This is a genomic window from Ruminococcus sp. Marseille-P6503 (assembly GCF_900604945.1).
Taxonomy (GTDB): Bacteria; Bacillota; Clostridia; order Oscillospirales; family Ruminococcaceae; genus FB2012.
The window spans coordinates 757768-774157 of record NZ_UWPB01000002.1 but is presented as its reverse complement, the minus strand read 5'-3'; the positions used below and the strand labels follow the sequence as shown (position 1 = coordinate 774157).

Genomic DNA, 16390 nt, shown 5'->3' with positions numbered 1-16390 from the left:
TCATTCCTCCCCGAGCTGCCTTGCCTTTTCAATTACGTCGTCTATCGTTCCCGCCATAAGGAACGCCGCCTCGGGATACTCGTCCATTTCCCCGTCGATTATCATTTTAAAGCCTCTGAGCGTTTCCTTCAGAGGAACATATTTTCCTTTCAGGCCGGTAAAATTCTCGGCAACGTGGAAGGGCTGGGAAAGAAACTTCTGTATCCTCCTGGCTCTGGCAACCGCCAGCTTATCCTCCTCGTCAAGCTCCTCCATACCCAGAATAGCGATAATATCCTGAAGCTCCTTGTACTTCTGCAAAAGCTCCTGAACCTTTCTGGCGATTTCATAATGCTCCTCGCCGACAACGCCCGGCTCAAGTATTCTCGACGTAGATTCAAGCGGATCTACCGCCGGATAGATTCCCTGTTCAACTATCTTTCTTGAAAGCACCGTTGTGGCGTCCAGATGAGCAAAGGTGATCGCGGGAGCGGGGTCTGTAAGGTCGTCCGCGGGAACGTAAACCGCCTGCACCGACGTAATCGAACCGTTTTTGGTGGAGGTTATTCTCTCCTGAAGCTCGCCGACCTCGTTGGCAAGAGTCGGCTGATAGCCTACCGCCGACGGCATTCTGCCAAGCAGCGCCGAAACCTCGGAGCCTGCCTGAACATATCTGAAAATATTGTCGATAAACAGCAGAACGTTCTGGTGCTCCTTATCGCGGAAATACTCCGCCATAGTAAGACCGGTCTGCGCTACTCTCATTCTCGATCCGGGAGGCTCGTTCATCTGGCCGAACACCAGAGCGGTTTTATCAATAACTCCCGACTCCTTCATTTCGTGCCACAGATCGTTTCCTTCTCTCGAACGCTCTCCTACTCCCGTAAATATAGAATAGCCTCCGTGCTCCGTAGCGACGTTTCTGATAAGCTCCTGAATAAGCACCGTCTTTCCCACTCCGGCGCCGCCGAACAGACCGATCTTTCCGCCCTTTGCGTAAGGCGCCAGCAGGTCTATTACCTTGATTCCCGTTTCAAGTATCTCAACGACCGGACTCTGATCCTCAAATTTCGGCGGAGCGCGGTGTATCTCCCATCTTTCCTCCGCTTCGGCGGGAGCTCCCCCGTCTATCTCCTGTCCCAGTACGTTGAACATTCTTCCGAGAGTACACTTTCCCACAGGGACCTTGATACAGGAGCCGGTGGCGGTAACCTCCATATCCTTTACAAGACCCTCGCTGGACGCAAGCATTATGCAGCGTACCGTACTGTTGCCCAGCTGCTGGGCGACCTCCATATAAAGCGTTCTGCCGTCAAGCTCGACGGTAAGCGCGTCCTTTATCATCGGCAGCCTGCCCTCGGGAAATTCAACGTCTACGACAGGACCTAGTATCTGAACGATTTTGCCCTTTTCCATATATTCAACTATGCCCGAAACCGCGGACATATCCTCCTTTCGGATTAATTTTTCTTTTTCTGCTGGCTTCTGGCTCCGCTGACGATCTCGGTTATCTCCTGAGTAATAGCCGCCTGCCTTGCCCGGTTGTAGAGCAGATCAAGCTCCTTGATCATATCCTTCGCGCTTGAAGTAGCGGAATCCATTGCGGTCATACGCGCGTTCTGCTCGCTTGAAAACGCCTCGATAAGAACGCCGTACAGCAGTCCCTTCAGGTAATTCGGCACAAGGTGATCCATTACCTTTTCGGGAGAGGGAGAAAAAACGGCGTCATGATGAGGAGTCCTGCCTGCCGCGGTCTTGAAACGCTCACGCTCCATAGGCAGCAGTCTTATTACTTCCGGCTCCATCTTAGCCGAGGTTATCATTTTGGTGAAAATAACATATATCTCATCAAGCCGTTCTTTCAGATAAAGATCCGTTAGCGTTTCGGCTATGCTTCTGGCGCGGTAAAGGGTAGGATTCTGCGCGGTATACAAAAACTCTCCGTCTATCGTGACCCTGCGCCTGGAAAAATACTGCCTTCCCACCTGACCGACTACAAAAAGACAGGTATTCTTATGCTTTGACATTTCCTGCTCCGCAAGCCGCAGCACGTTGTGATTATACGAACCGCACAGACCCTTATCGCCTGTCACCACGATATAGCCGTAGGTTTTCTTATCCTCCGGCTTATTTTCCCTGCTGTCAAAATAAACGTGTTCAAATTCCGGAGTGTGCTTTAAAATATGGTGTATAGTAGACTGAAGCTGGTCGAAATACGGAACGGTGGCTTCAAGGCTCTTTTTCGCTTTTTTCAGCTTGGATGAGGATATAAGGTACATAGCGTTTGTTATCTTCATTATGTCGTTGATGCTGTCTATGCGCTCCTTGATTTCTCTTACGTTAGCCATAGCCGTTACCTGCCTTTGAACTCTTTTGCGCAGGACACGATCTTTTCCTCCAGCTCGTCTGACAAAGCCTTGGTTCTGTCGATCTCGTCCGTTATCTCAGGATGATTAGCTTTAAAATAGCTTATAATATCGGCGCGGAATTTCTTTATATCCCTGATAGGAACGTCAAGCATAAGCTTATGCTTGGCAATACACAGCAAAATCACCTGCTCATGCAGCGGAAGCGGTCTGTAAAGCGGCTGTTTAAGCAGCTCCACAAGCCGGTTTCCGTGATCCAGCAGCTCCTTGGTGGTTTTATCAAGCTCGGAGCTGAATTGTGTAAACACCTCCATCTCACGGAATTGAGCAAGCTCTATACGCAGCGTTCCGGCAACCTTTTTCATTGCCTTGGTCTGCGCCGCGCCTCCTACTCGCGAAACGGAAAGTCCTACGTTTACCGCAGGTCTTATGCCCGAGAAAAAAAGCTGGGATTCGAGGAATATCTGTCCGTCGGTAATCGAAATAACATTTGTAGGTATATAAGCGGAAACGTCCCCCGCCTGGGTTTCTATTATAGGCAGAGCGGTGATAGAGCCTCCGCCATGCTCGTCGTCAAGCCTTGAAGAACGCTCCAGTAGTCTTGAATGAAGATAAAAAACATCTCCCGGATAAGCCTCTCTTCCCGGGGAGCGCTGCAGAAGCAGGCTCATTGCCCTGTATGCCACAGCGTGCTTGGAAAGATCGTCGTATACGATAAGCACGTCCTTTCCTTTTTCCATAAAATACTCCGCCATAGCCGTTCCGGAATACGGCGCTATGTACTGCAGAGGCGCAAGATCAGAAGCCATGGCGGAAACAACGATGGTATAATCCATAGCGCCGTGCCTTTTCAGATCTCCTACCAGCTTTGCAACGGTAGACGCCTTCTGACCTATAGCTACATAGATACATATCATATCCTGATCCTTCTGGTTGATTATAGTATCCACAGCTATCGCCGTCTTTCCGGTCTGACGGTCGCCTATGATCAGCTCTCGCTGCCCTCTTCCGATAGGAAACATTGAATCTATAGCAAGAATTCCCGTCTGGAGCGGAACGGTTACGGATTTTCTGTTTACAACTCCCGGAGCCTCCCTCTCTATAGGATAAAAATCAGCTTCCTCAACAGGTCCCAGACCGTCTATAGGAGCGCCCAGCGCGTCCACTACCCTTCCGATAAAATTTTCGCCTACCGGCACGCCTGCTCTTTTTCCGGTTCTGACTACCTTTGAGCCCTCCGTAAGACCATGGTCGGAGCCGAGCAGAACAACGCCCGCCGTCCTGCTTTCAATATTCTGCACTATTCCCTTAACGCCCGTTTCAAACTCGACCAGCTCGCCGTACATAACGTGATTAAGACCGTATACGCTGACGATTCCGTCGTTTATGGTTATGACAGTACCTGTCTGGGACACCTGCATTTTGGCTTCAAAATCTGAAATCTCACTTTTCAGAACGGATATTATATCACTGCGGCTCATACTCAAATCGCACACCTCCAAATTTTACATAAACGCCTCTCAGCGGCAGACAAGCTTTCTGCGAAGCGCCTTAACCGCTCCGGCAGCGCTTTTGTCGTATTCCGTATCTCCTACGACGAGCCTGTATCCGATTATCAGAGATTTATCCTCGGTTATTTCAAGCGCCGCGTCGTTTGCCCCGTATTTTTCGCAAAGCATTTTTCTGAACTTTTCAGCCGTTTCATTGTCGGGTCTGTCTGCACAATAAAGCGTCGCTTCAACTATGCCCTGCTTCTTAAGCTCAAGCTTTCTGTAGGCCTTGAATATATCCGAAAGCTGTGCGATATGTCCGAAGGCGCACATAGTCTTTATAAAAGAGGTCATACTGCTAGGGAAAAGCCTGTCTGTAACGGCATATTTCTCTCCGAGACCGACGGCAGGGCAGCAAAGCGCCTCCCTCAGTTCCCCTGATTCATTCCAGACCGTTTCAGCCTCGGAAACGTCAGCCCTTGGGATATTCAGTGAAAACAAAACCCTCGCGCAGTTTTCTGTACTCTGAAAAATCATTCCTGCTCACCCGCCTCGGAAATAAAGCTTTCCGCCAGCTCGCGGCTGTCAACGCCGTCCGCGTTTTTCCTTATAACCTTTGCGGCGGCAAGCAGCGCCAGATCGGCTATCTCATATCTGGCTCCGTCCATTGCCCTTACGCGTTCGTTTTCAATGGACTTTTCAGCGTCGGCAATAAGCTTGGCAGATTCGGCTCTGGCGTTTTCCATCAGCAGATCGTATTCCTTTCCGGCGCGCGCCCTCGCGTCATCGGTAATTTTCACAGCCTCCTGACGGGCGTTCTTCAGCGTTTCCTCATAATCGGACTTAAGCTTCATTGCCTCGGCTTTTTCAGCCTCCGCCGAGTCCATCTCGTCCTGTATCATTTTTGCCCGTTTATCCATCATGTCGCATACTGGCTTGAAAAGAAACTTTTTCAGCAGCAGATACAGAATCAGAAGGTTTATAATCGTAAATACCAGATTCCAGTCTAATTTCAGCATAAAAATATGCCCCTTTCAAACAATGCTATTTAACAAAGAAAATGATAAGGATCGCAACGATAAGGCCGTAAATAGCCGTCGCCTCTGCAAGCGCGCAGCCGAGCAGCAACGAGCTTCTGATGTCCTTTTTAGCCTCGGGCTGTCTTGCGATTGATTCTGTCGCCTTTCCCGTTGCGATACCGATACCGATTCCTGCTCCGATTCCTGTGATTACGGCAACCGCCGCGCCAATAGCTACCAACATAATAATACCTCCGAAAATTTTTATATATTCTTTTACTTAACAAAGAAAATGATAAGGATCGCTACGATCAGACCGTAAATAGCCGTTGCCTCTGCAAGCGCGCAGCCGAGCAGCAGCGAGCTTCTGATGTCCTTTTTAGCCTCGGGCTGTCTTGCAATAGATTCCGTCGCCTTTCCCGTTGCGATACCGATTCCGATTCCTGCTCCGATTCCTGTGATTACGGCAACCGCCGCGCCAATAGCTACCAACATGATAATACCTCCAAATAATCAATCTTCGTCTTCAATAGCCTCGTCTATGTAAAGCGAGGTAAGGAATACAAATACATATGCCTGGATAAATCCGTCAAAAATATCGAAATACGCTGAAAATACCAGCGGAACAAATATCGGCACCACCGCCTTCAGCAGCTCCATTATTATGACCGACGCCAGCACGTTTCCGAAAAGACGCATACACAAAGAAAGCGGACGGATCGCTATCTCCATAACGTTCAGAGGAGCGATAATCGCTACAGGCTTCGCAAAGCTTTTCAGCCAGCCCTTAGTTCCCTTCGCCCTTATTCCCGCGACTTCAACCAGAATAATGCTCATAATCGCCAGCGCAGCGGTTACGTTCAGATCCTTGGTAGGCGGGGTAAAGCCGAAAAGCCCTATGATATTTGAAAAGCCTATATAAATTATTACCGTACAAAGAAACGGAAAATAGCACATTCCCTTTTCTCCCAGCTGATCCCTGAAAAAATTCCTCAGAAAACCGACAAAGGCTTCAATCATCATCTGCTTTCTTCCGGGAACAAGCTTGAGATTTCTGGTAAAAACAATCGAAAGCGCCACAAGCGCCGCCATTATGATCCACGTTACGACGCAGCTCTGTGAAACGGGTATCCCTCCGAACAGCGGTATAGTAAACGCTGTGCTGTTTTCCATCGCTTCGCTTATCGCGTGCGCAATTTTATCCATCAATGCTCTTCACCTCCAAAAAAATAAAACCAAAGCGCCGCCGATCTCTGATTACAAACAGAAGCCGGAAACTGAATCGCCTTTGATTTTATACTGATAATATACAAAAATTAAATTGTAAGCCATGTTAAGCCCTTGATTTTTATCGCTATATATATTATAATACTTTCATAAACATTTGTAAAATACATATTTTCTATGTCTATCATACGTTTATGCTATAGATAACAAACAGCTGTAAAAAAAGGAGGTTTTATTATGTCGTCGATAAATTTCGAGCATTATAAAGTATTCTACTTTGTTGCGAAACTGAAAAATATAACCTCAGCCGCGTCGGCGCTTTATCTTTCACAGCCCAGCGTAAGCCGGTGCATATCAAATCTTGAAGAGGATCTCAGCTGCACGCTCTTCACCCGCAGCAAAAAAGGCGTTGAGCTTACTCCGGAGGGCGAGCTTCTTTTCAAGCATATACAGATCGCCTGCAAGCATATTTTTTCCGCTGAGGAGGAGATTTCTCTTTTCAATAAGACCAAAAGCGGGATCATACGGCTAGGCGTTTCCGAAGCGGCTATGCAAAGGCATATAATAAAGCAAATAATCAAATTCCATAACCTCCACCCTATGGTGAAAATAAAAATAGACAATATGACTACCCCCGACGCGATCGAAGCCCTGAAATCAAACATTATTGATACCGCCGTAGTAAGCTCTCCGTTTATGGATAAGCAGCAGCTGAGCATAACCGTTCTGGACAAGCTCCAGGATATTCTGGTAGCGGGCAGCGAATTTTCACATCTGCGTGAAAAGCCCATTTCCATGCACGACATCTCGAACTATCCGCTTATATCGCTTCAGGAAAGCACCACTACAAGACATTATCTCGACTACATATTCCGGCTCCATAATATTCTTCTCAGACCCGATATAGAGCTTGCCTCAATTAATCTTGTTCTGCCTCTGGTCAGAAACAATCTGGGAATAGGCTTTATCCCCAGAGAGATAGCCGCAGACGATATAAAACGCGGCGACATATTTGAAATCAAGCTTAAAGAGCCTCTCCCTCAGCGCAGCATCTGCGCCGTTACCTGCACCAAATATCCGGCAACCGCCATAATGAAAGCTTTCCTTGAATGCGTTTCCGAAAAATCGTATGAGCCTGAGTATTAAAGTTAACAAATCATTGTTGAAATAGAATAAGGTTTATAGTATAATAAATGCGAACGGGGGAATTAATCATGAGCTTTGTAGAGTTTAAAAACGTTTATAAGCGTTACATAATGGGAGAAATCACCATAAACGCTTCCGACGGAGTAAGCTTCGAGATAAACAAGGGCGAGTTTGCCGTTATTGTAGGCGCAAGCGGAGCGGGAAAGACCACGATACTCAATATGCTCGGCGGTATGGATACCTGCGACGAAGGCGAGATTATAGTTGACGGCAAGGATATTGCAAAATATAACCGGCGTCAGCTTACGTCGTACAGACGCTACGACATTGGCTTTGTCTTTCAGTTTTACAACCTCGTAACAAATCTTACGGCTCTGGAAAATGTGGAGCTTGCCACCCAGATCTGCCCCGACGCCGTTTCACCCGAAGAGGTACTGCGAAATGTGGGGCTTCAGGACAGAATGAACAATTTCCCCTCGCAGCTTTCCGGCGGCGAGCAGCAGCGCGTTTCAATTGCAAGAGCCCTTGCAAAGCAGCCTAAGCTCCTCCTCTGCGACGAGCCTACGGGAGCCCTGGATTACAACACGGGCAAAACGATACTCAAGCTGCTTCAGGATACCTGCCGAAAAAACGGAATGACCGTTATAGTAATTACTCATAACTCGGCGATAGCCCCCATGGCGGACAGGGTGATTCATGTTAAAAATAGCAAAGTCGACAAGGTGGTTTTAAATGAAAACCCCGCCGACGTTTCAACTATAGAATGGTAAACAAATTTGGGAGAGTCGTTATGTATACAGTTCAGGACAGTATTCTTTATTCGTATAAAAACTGCCCTATACCGGGCGGCGGCTATGTTACAGGCTTTATTTTTCACCCCAAATCCAAAAACGCGCTTTACGCCAGAACAGATATCGGCGGAATGTACCGTTTTGACTTTGATAAAAAGGCGTGGATACCTCTGTGCGACAGCGTAACAGGGGAAGACCCGGCGCAGACCTATCCTCTGTCAATGGCTTTGGACGAAAACGACCCTGACAAGCTTTTCTTTGTATGCGGCACAAAAAAGAACAATTATCTCGTCATATCCTCCGACAGAGGAAAAAGCTTTTCCGATAAGCCGCTTCCCTGCCAGGTTCACGGAAACGAGGTCGGGCGTTCAACAGGCGAAAGGCTTTTGTTCAGGAACGGCACACTCTGGTTTGCCTCGCAGTCGGACGGACTGTTCCGCTCGGACGATATGGGAGAAAGCTGGGAAAAGCTTTCGGTAAACGAAGAAAAAAATCTTACGTTTTTGTGGATCTCGCCTGACGGACGCGCTATGCTCGCGGGAACCGGCGGAGATGTAAACTCTCCTGACGGCAGACGCAGAGGAAACACTCTGTATCAGTCCGCCGACTGCGGAAAAAGCTTTCAGCCGCTTACGGCTCCTGAGGGCTATGACAGCGGCAAATGCGATTACATAGGCTTCGTTCCGCAGAAAGTATCCTTTGACGGGCGTTATCTTTATATAACCTTCTGTCAAAGCGGAAAAATCGCGTTCGGCGGAATGGGGGCGTACTCCTGCGATACTGGCTCTGTCTTCGACGGAAGAGTTTACAGGTACCGTATTGAAAACGGCTCGGCGGTTTTTGACAGCGACGTTACCCCCATCGACCCGAACTGCGGCAGCTCTGAGCGCCGTATAAAAGGAGGCTACTGCGCCTGCGAATGTTCAGACGGAGCCGTGTACGTTTCAACCGTTTGCAGGGAGGGCGACGATATTATATACCGCAGCTTCGATTGCGGCGAAAGCTGGGAGCCTGTGCTGGAGGGACTCGAAATCGGAGTTATAGACTGGAACGTTTCATATATGAAGCCGGAATATAACGGCGGACGCTCCTGCGTTCACTGGGTAAGCGATTTTAAAGTATCGCCGTTTGACGAAAGCTTTGCGGTATTCAATACGGGAACCGGCATTTTTTATACCGAAAACCTGAAAGACAAAACCGTCCGCTTTGCTCCGCTGTGCAGCGGACTGGAGGAAACCGTTCATCTTAACGTATACTCGCCTCCCGACGGTCCCGTCCATGTAATCGATATCTTAGGGGATTTGGGCGGCTTTGCTTTTACAGACGTTGATAAGCAGTGTGAAAATTCCTTTGACGACTCACGCGGCAACAGGTATATTACCTGCCTTAACGCGGATTTTCCCGACAAAGCTCCATACTATGTCGTATGCACCCCCCGGGGTAACTGGACAGGAAAGACCAAGGGCGGAGTTATACTTTCTTATGACCAGTGCAGAACTTGGAAGCGTCTTTCCTATCCCTACGGCTTTACCGACGAGGCCGACACAGCCCTTGACTGTATTCAGAAGCCGAATACCGATTCCGGCTGGACTGCTGTTTCCGCCGATTCCAGGCGTATCGTCTGGACTCTTTGTTATAACAGAGTATTCCGCTCCGATATGACCTTTTACACCGATAATGAGGGTAAAGACTGGAGCCGTTCCGAATTTTTCGATCCGGAAGGCAAGCCGCTTTCGCTGCCGTGCGACGTCAGGATATTTTCCGACCGCATAGACTGTGAAGTATTTTACGGCGTCACTGACGATTACAGATTTTTTGCCTCCGCTGACAAGGCGGAAAGCTTTAAGGAAATAAGGCTGAACGTTAAAATACCCAGCGGTTTCAGAATAAAGCATGAGATACGGGCTGAAAGCGGAATTTCCGGCCGCCTCTGGATCGCCAACGGCATTGACGGGCTTTATCTGCTGGAATTTGATAAAAGCTCGTTTTCAGTCAATATCAGAAATCTGCTGTCCGACGGCGATTATTCGCGGTGCATTGGCTTCGGAAAGGGCGGAAACAACATTCCCATGCTTTTCACGGTCGGCAGAATATGCGGCGTGTACGGTTTTTACAGGTCGCCCGACTACGGTCTGACCTGGCACAGAATAAATTCTGACAGTCAGAGCTTCGGAAACGTTTCATCAGTTTGCGGAGATCCGAGAATATCCGGACGTGTTTATATCGGAACAGGCTCGAGGGGACTTTTATACGGCGATGAGAAATAAGGCTGAATCGTAAGCATTGAAAACAAAAAAGGCTGTTTACACCAAACTCAGACGGTGTAACAGCCTTTTTATTTTATTTTTTTGACTTTGCCGCAATTACCGCTCCGCTTATTGCGAAAATAACCGCCAGAAGCACGCATACAGCGCATATGGAAGTCATTATATTCGCATTCAGATAATCGGGACTGGACCAATCCGCAAAATTTATCGGTTCTATTCTGAAAGGCTTTCCGTCCAGAATACTGGATATAAGAGGTCTTTGAATGACAGCCCAGATTCCGCCCAGCGCAAGACATATCGACGCCTTGAACATACCGTTAATTTTAAGGTATCTTATTACAATAAGATATGCCCAGGGGAAAACGATCAGCGCCAAAAGAAGTTCGAGAGCTGCCGAGGGTATGCCTGAAACCGAAATAATAAGCAATATGAGAAAAACAGTGTCCGCCGCCATGCTTATCAGACCCTTGTTTCTTCGTATTTTATCCCCGAACAGACCGTCCTTAAGAACAAACGGAAGAAATACTACCGAAAGTCCCAAGGTTACTCCTAATAAAGCTGTTAAAAACCAATTGCCTCCGTTATAAATCCGGCAGAAAGCCAAAAGCAGAACTATTGATACGTAAAATCCGCACAGAGTCCACAAGCCCTTATGCTTTTTTACAAGCACAGGAAGATTTATCAGCGAAAACGCGACCATTTCGGAGGTAAGCACGATAAAAAACCATGTGAGCGCCCCGCTGACCGCAATATTCACAATAAAGCAGGGAATAAGCGATATAACGTACACAGCGACCCATATCCATGTATAGTTGCGCTTGGTTTTCTTCAGACTTTCAGCCTGTTTTTCTATTTCCCGCTGACGGTAGTCGTCGCTTGCGGTAAGAAGCTCGTGCTCGGAAATATCCAAAACCTCGCAGATCCCCTGTATCATAGATATATCCGGATAAGAAACGCCTCTCTCCCACTTGCTTACGGCAGACTCTGTAACAAAGAGCTGCTGAGCCATCTGACTCTGGGATAATCCTTTTGCCTTGCGTTTTTCCTGAATAAATTTTCCTAATGTAATCTTTTCTTTCAAAACTGTTCACCGCTTTCTTGGAATGTATCATGACCATGTTTCTGAAATGAATCACTACCATGGTTTAAGGTCATTATAGCATCTGCGCCGTTCAAAGTCAATAAATCATGCCCGAAAACGCACCCGACTGTTAAGCCAGTCGCGCGTTTTCGGGCATTTCTGCATTTTACAGCTTGTTTATGAGATTTACCAGCTCTTCGATTTTATTCTGAGGATTACCGCTTTCCACAGCTTCCGTTACGCAGCACTGCATATGAGCTGACAGAATAGCCTTGTTGGCTTTCTTTATAATTGCCTGCGCCGCCATAAGCTGATTTGAAATATCCATGCAGTATCTGTCGTCCTCGATCATTTTCAGAATACCGTCCAGCTGTCCTCTCGCGGTTTTTATCAGAGAGGTAACGTCGTTCTTGTCAGCCTTCATTTATTTCCGTCACCTCGTAGCCAGCCTCTTCAACCGCGGCTTTCAGAACCGCGTCGTCTACATTCCTGTCAAGCGTAACATAAGCGGCGTTGTCCTCAAGCGACGCCTTTGCCGTTACGCCCTCGACAGCGTTAAGCGCCTTTTCAACATGAGCGGTACAGTGACCGCACATCATTCCGTTGATTTTGATAGTCTTTTTCATAATACCAAATCCTTTCGTTTCAAATGATTCATTATTTACACCTTCTGCCGGAGGCGGAGCTTCAAAAGGCACATAGCTGAAATCCGGCTTGAAAAATTTAAGCCTTAACGCGTTTGTCACTACGAATACCGAGCTCAGACTCATTGCCGCCGCTCCGAACATAGGATTAAGCGTCCAGCCTGTAAGCGGATAAAAAGCGCCTGCCGCCAAGGGTATTCCCAGCGAATTGTAAAACAGCGTCCAGAAAAGATTTTCCTTGATATTTCTGATCGTTGCTCTGCTCAGCTGAAAAGCCGCCGCCGTGTCCTGAAGATCGCTTTTCATCAGCACGATGTCCGCCGACTCAATTGCAATATCCTGTCCGGCTCCGATAGCTATGCCTACGTCTGCTCTGGCAAGGGCGGGAGCGTCGTTTATTCCGTCGCCTATCATAGCGACTCTCTCGCCGCTTTCCTGAAGCCTTCTTATCTCCCGCTCCTTATCCTGCGGAAGAACCTCGGCTATAGCGGTATCAATGTCAAGCTCCCGTCTTATTGCTTCGGCTGTACGTTTGTTGTCGCCGGTAAGCATTACTACCTTCATTCCCATTTTCCTCAACTGGGCTACAGCGTTTTTGCCGGTATTTTTTACGGTATCCTTTACTGCGATGATCGCTTTAAGACTGCCGTTTACTGAAATATACAGCGGAGTCTTGCCCTCGTCGGCAAGCTTTTCCACCCGCTTTTCATATGCCGAAACGTCCGCTCCCTGCTCTGACATCAGCCGCTTGTTTCCGGCACAGATCACTTCTGAGCCTACCCTTCCCCTGATTCCGCCGCCGTGGATTTCCTCAAAAGCCTTGCAGTCAACAGCCTTTGCCCCCTTTGCTTCAGCATAGGAGCATATTGCCTTGGAAAGCGGGTGAGAGGAAGCCTTTTCCAGAGAATATATGCTGTTCAACAGTCCGCTTTCCTCACAGCCGAAATAAACCGCGTCCGTAACTACAGGCGTTCCGTTTGTGACGGTTCCCGTTTTGTCCAGCACTACCGTCGTTACCTTATGGGCAAGCTCCAGACTTTCGGCGGATTTTATCAATATTCCGTTTTCTGCTCCTTTTCCCGTACCCACCATTATCGCGGTCGGCGTTGCAAGACCGAGAGCGCAGGGACATGAAATAACCAGAACGGCGATTCCGACCGACAGCGCCTCCGCGAAGCCGGCGCCAACGGCAAGCCAGACGATCGCCGCTACAAGGGCTATTGCTATAACTATCGGGACGAACACGCCGCTGACCCTGTCGGCAAGCTTTGAAATGGGCGCTTTTGACGAAGCCGCTTCCTCCACAAGCTTTATTATCTGGGACAGGGCGGCGTCCTCGCCTGTTTTCATACATCTGCCCTTGCAGAAGCCTCCTGACAGGATAGTTCCTCCGATAACCTCATCGTCAGCGGTTTTGGAAACCGGAATACTTTCGCCGGTTATCGCCGACTGGTCCACAGAGCAGCTTCCCTCCACTATTTTTCCGTCGCAGGGTATAGTCTGACCTGACCTGACAACAAATATATCGCCGACGGCAAGCTGTTCAAGAGGTATAGTGACCTCTTCCCCGTTGCGAATCACAACCGCCGTCTTAGGCGCAAGATTCATAAGCTTTTCAATAGCCTGAGAGGTTTTCCCCTTGGAGCGTGCTTCCAGAAACTTTCCCACTGTAATAAGTGTCAGTATCATTCCGCAGGATTCAAAATACAGATTCATCATTGCGTCATGAGCGGCGGACATATTTCCCCTGCCCATATGATATGCCATTACAAACAGCTGAACTGAGCTGTAGCCGCCTGCCGCGGCAGAACCGATAGCAATAAGGCTGTCCATGTTCGGCGCTCTGCGTATAAGATTTTTAAAGCCGTTTACAAAATAGTTTCTGTTTATCACAACTATAGGTATGGTAAGAAAAAGCTGCGTCAGCGCGAATACCATCATATTCTTATGACCGGTAAAAATCGGAGGTATCGGAATATCCGCCATATGCCCCATACATATATAAAACAGCGGCACCAGAAAAATCAGCGACCATATCATGCGTTTTTTTATCCCTGAGCTCATGTCAGGGAGAGTTTTTTCCGTACTTTCCTGCTTTCCGTAAACAAAAGCACCGTAACCGCCCTTTTCTACCGCAGAAATTATATCCTGCTCCGTAAGCTTATCACGGTTGTAATCCACGGTCATTGAATTCTGAAGCAGACTTACCGCAACGCTGTTTACTCCGTCAAGCTTTGACACGCTTTTTTCCACATGAGCCGAACACGCCGAACAGGTCATGCCGGTAACAGAAAACCTCTCCTTCATTAAACTCATCCCTTCATTACAGTATGCTCCGGCAGGTCAGCACAGCGAGCTGTAATTTCAAAATGCCGCTCTAAAAGCCGGAATATTAATTACAGTTATATTTTCTGCCGTATTTGTACTCTTATTCTATCACCCCCACCCCTAGGGGGTGTATATTAAGTATAACGCATAGAATGAAATCTGTCAAGAGATTTTTACAAAAAAATAAAGCCCGCTTAAAGCGAGCTTTATTTAATATCAGTAATTAAATTACTTCTTCTTTGTAGCTACTACAGCAGCGCCTGCAAGAAGCACGCCTACTGTTGCAAGAGCAGCAGCGCCTGTTGACGGGTTAGCGTCAGAACCGGAAGCGTCGCCCTTGGAAGATGTAGCATCGGAATCTGTAGCCGAAGCAGCAGAATCATCAGTAGAATCAGCAGTTGAATCGTTTGCGTCGTCGGAAGACTCAACAGGCTCAGGAAGCTCCTCAGGAAGACCGTTAACTGTAAATGTTACAGCGATCTCATCCTCAGCTACAAGATCGGTAGCGAGAGCCAAAATCTCAGCAGGAGCTGTAGGATCAGCCTTACCGTCGCTTCCGCCTGTTTCACCGTACTGGTTGTAAATTTCAAGTCTAACGTTTCCGTTTCCTTCGATATCGCCGAAGAGAACGTCAGCGTCATCATAAGTATAAACTGTCTCGCCGTCTACAATAAGATTTACATCTGTAATCGTAAGACCGCCTTCCTTAGCAACATTCATCTTGTCGGTAGCAGTCAAGTCTTTACCAAGACCATCTGTTCCAACGCCGAGCGCGTCAGCAAGACCGCGGATATCTACGCACCATGTGCCAATGCCTACGGCAGGTGCAGGCGTAGCGCCCTCTGTTCCGGCAAGAACCTCATTGCCTTCCTCGTCATACCACTTGGCAACCTGATCAGCGCTAATGCTTACAGTGTAAGTGCCGTCGCCTGTGATCTCAGCGTCTGTACCTAAACCGCCGTCAGCAACAGGATCCCAGTTGCCCCAGCCCCACTGAGAATCTGTAAACATCTCGAAAGCTGTGTATGAAACTTCAGTTTCAGTGTCTGATGAATCGTCTGTAGAATCCTCAAGAGGTGTGTACGCCATACCTGTTACATAAGCTGTAACCTTACCGGCAGCACCAACCTGGAGATTGCAAGCAAAGCCGTTATCCCAACTATCTACCGCAGCATAACCGGCAGCGTCCTGGAAAGCCTTCAGCTCTGTAATAGGAATCTCAACTGTAAATGTAGTGCCGTCAGCCTCAGCAAGGTATGCATGAGGAGTCTCATCAGTTGTGTCACCTACGCGGAAAATTGCTGATCCGGCAGTTACTGTTTCGTCAGCCTCAAGTACAAGAACCAACTTAGCGTTTGTTTCGTCAGCGACATTCATGCCTTCCTTCGGATAATCGCACTGAAGCCAGATTCCGTCCCATGCGCCGAATGCAATTTCCTTTACGCTGTCAAACTCAACGCCGCTCCATGATGTACCTCCGTTAGCAAATACAGCGTCCTCAGGATATTCGGAATCAACAGTTGAAGAATCGTCCTCGGAAGCGCCGCCGTTGATGCTGATCTCGTAGGAAATCGTATCGTCTACCTCAGTGTTCCATACCTCAACATTGATTCCCTGAAGATTTGACAAGTCTTCCTTAATAGAAGAGTTGACAGCTACAACGTCAGCGACAGTAGTAGTAAATTCAAGTGCGCCTTCATCGCCGTTTACAGCCGACCAGCCGCCCCAGCTTGTGTCATAAGCGTTTACAGCAATCTGCCAGGCGCTTGTATCAGCGTCGCTTGTGCTTTCAACCTTTACATAAATCGTATCCTCAGGTGAAAAGCTGTAATCAGCGTGATACATTTCCTTTACAAAGCCGTCAGTAGCAGTTCCTTCTTTGTTGCTCACGAAAGTATGATCTCCCGTAATAGTCGCAGGCTTAGCGGCAGCTGAAGCAGTAACCATTGTGAGCATTGAAGCAGCCATAGCAGCGGCGGACATGCCGGCTAAAATTCTGTTTAACTTCATTTCCAATTTCCTCCAATTTTAATTTCAATTTAATCAGCTGAA

The 16390-nt window shown here is 48.0% G+C and carries 15 protein-coding genes; 3 read left to right on the top strand and 12 right to left on the bottom strand.

Annotated features, from left to right (window positions below):
• Genes atpD through EIH25_RS09620 form a run of 8 tightly spaced genes read right to left on the bottom strand, consistent with a single transcriptional unit; the run spans position 1 to position 6060 of the window.
• Entirely contained in the window at positions 1 to 1395 is a 1395-nt protein-coding gene (atpD, locus tag EIH25_RS09655) for a F0F1 ATP synthase subunit beta (RefSeq protein ID WP_124101326.1), read from the bottom strand.
• A gap of 44 nt (positions 1396 to 1439) precedes the next feature.
• On the bottom strand, positions 1440 to 2327 hold the full coding sequence (atpG, locus tag EIH25_RS09650; protein WP_124100849.1) for an ATP synthase F1 subunit gamma: 888 nt from the start codon (positions 2325 to 2327) through the stop codon (positions 1440 to 1442).
• Positions 2328 to 2332: 5 nt separating this feature from the next.
• On the bottom strand, positions 2333 to 3826 hold the full coding sequence (gene atpA, locus EIH25_RS09645) for a F0F1 ATP synthase subunit alpha (protein ID WP_124100848.1): 1494 nt from the start codon (positions 3824 to 3826) through the stop codon (positions 2333 to 2335).
• A 39-nt stretch (positions 3827 to 3865) separates the two neighbouring features.
• Positions 3866 to 4372 (bottom strand): F0F1 ATP synthase subunit delta, encoded by a 507-nt coding sequence (locus tag EIH25_RS09640; RefSeq protein WP_124100847.1) that lies wholly within the window; start codon positions 4370 to 4372, stop codon positions 3866 to 3868.
• Positions 4369 to 4854 carry a F0F1 ATP synthase subunit B gene (atpF, locus tag EIH25_RS09635; RefSeq protein WP_124100846.1) on the bottom strand — a complete coding sequence of 162 codons (486 nt, stop codon included), beginning with the start codon at positions 4852 to 4854 and terminating at the stop codon, positions 4369 to 4371. The genes EIH25_RS09640 and atpF overlap by 4 nt, the downstream gene beginning before the upstream one ends.
• A 25-nt stretch (positions 4855 to 4879) precedes the next feature.
• On the bottom strand, positions 4880 to 5104 hold the full coding sequence (gene atpE / locus EIH25_RS09630; protein ID WP_124100845.1) for an ATP synthase F0 subunit C: 225 nt from the start codon (positions 5102 to 5104) through the stop codon (positions 4880 to 4882).
• A gap of 26 nt (positions 5105 to 5130) precedes the next feature.
• On the bottom strand, positions 5131 to 5355 hold the full coding sequence (gene atpE / locus EIH25_RS09625) for an ATP synthase F0 subunit C (RefSeq protein ID WP_124100845.1): 225 nt from the start codon (positions 5353 to 5355) through the stop codon (positions 5131 to 5133).
• Positions 5356 to 5367: 12 nt separating this feature from the next.
• Positions 5368 to 6060 (bottom strand): F0F1 ATP synthase subunit A, encoded by a 693-nt coding sequence (locus EIH25_RS09620; protein WP_124101325.1) that lies wholly within the window; start codon positions 6058 to 6060, stop codon positions 5368 to 5370.
• 258 nt (positions 6061 to 6318) lie between these two features.
• Between EIH25_RS09620 and EIH25_RS09615 the strand changes: the two genes are divergently transcribed.
• The 3 genes from EIH25_RS09615 (at position 6319) to EIH25_RS09605 (ending at position 10285) form a co-directional block, all read left to right on the top strand.
• Positions 6319 to 7227: a LysR family transcriptional regulator gene (locus EIH25_RS09615; protein ID WP_124100844.1), complete on the top strand. Its 909-nt coding sequence runs from the start codon at positions 6319 to 6321 to the stop codon at positions 7225 to 7227.
• A gap of 68 nt (positions 7228 to 7295) precedes the next feature.
• Entirely contained in the window at positions 7296 to 7997 is a 702-nt protein-coding gene (locus EIH25_RS09610) for an ABC transporter ATP-binding protein (protein ID WP_206425701.1), read from the top strand.
• Between the two features lie 20 nt (positions 7998 to 8017).
• Complete coding sequence (locus EIH25_RS09605) at positions 8018 to 10285, top strand: endoglucanase (protein ID WP_124100843.1); 2268 nt, start codon at positions 8018 to 8020, stop codon at positions 10283 to 10285.
• A gap of 73 nt (positions 10286 to 10358) precedes the next feature.
• On the opposite strand, the gene EIH25_RS09600 is transcribed toward EIH25_RS09605, so the two are convergent.
• From EIH25_RS09600 to EIH25_RS09585, 4 genes are all read right to left on the bottom strand, one after another.
• A complete protein-coding gene (locus EIH25_RS09600; RefSeq protein WP_124100842.1) occupies positions 10359 to 11366 on the bottom strand; it encodes a helix-turn-helix domain-containing protein in 1008 nt (335 codons plus the stop codon).
• Positions 11367 to 11532: 166 nt separating this feature from the next.
• On the bottom strand, positions 11533 to 11790 hold the full coding sequence (locus EIH25_RS09595) for a metal-sensing transcriptional repressor (protein ID WP_124100841.1): 258 nt from the start codon (positions 11788 to 11790) through the stop codon (positions 11533 to 11535).
• Positions 11780 to 14317 carry a heavy metal translocating P-type ATPase gene (locus EIH25_RS09590; RefSeq protein ID WP_124100840.1) on the bottom strand — a complete coding sequence of 846 codons (2538 nt, stop codon included), beginning with the start codon at positions 14315 to 14317 and terminating at the stop codon, positions 11780 to 11782. The genes EIH25_RS09595 and EIH25_RS09590 overlap by 11 nt, the downstream gene beginning before the upstream one ends.
• A gap of 249 nt (positions 14318 to 14566) precedes the next feature.
• Positions 14567 to 16348 (bottom strand): NPXTG-anchored protein, encoded by a 1782-nt coding sequence (locus tag EIH25_RS09585; RefSeq protein WP_124100839.1) that lies wholly within the window; start codon positions 16346 to 16348, stop codon positions 14567 to 14569.
• Positions 16349 to 16390: the final 42 nt, after the last annotated feature.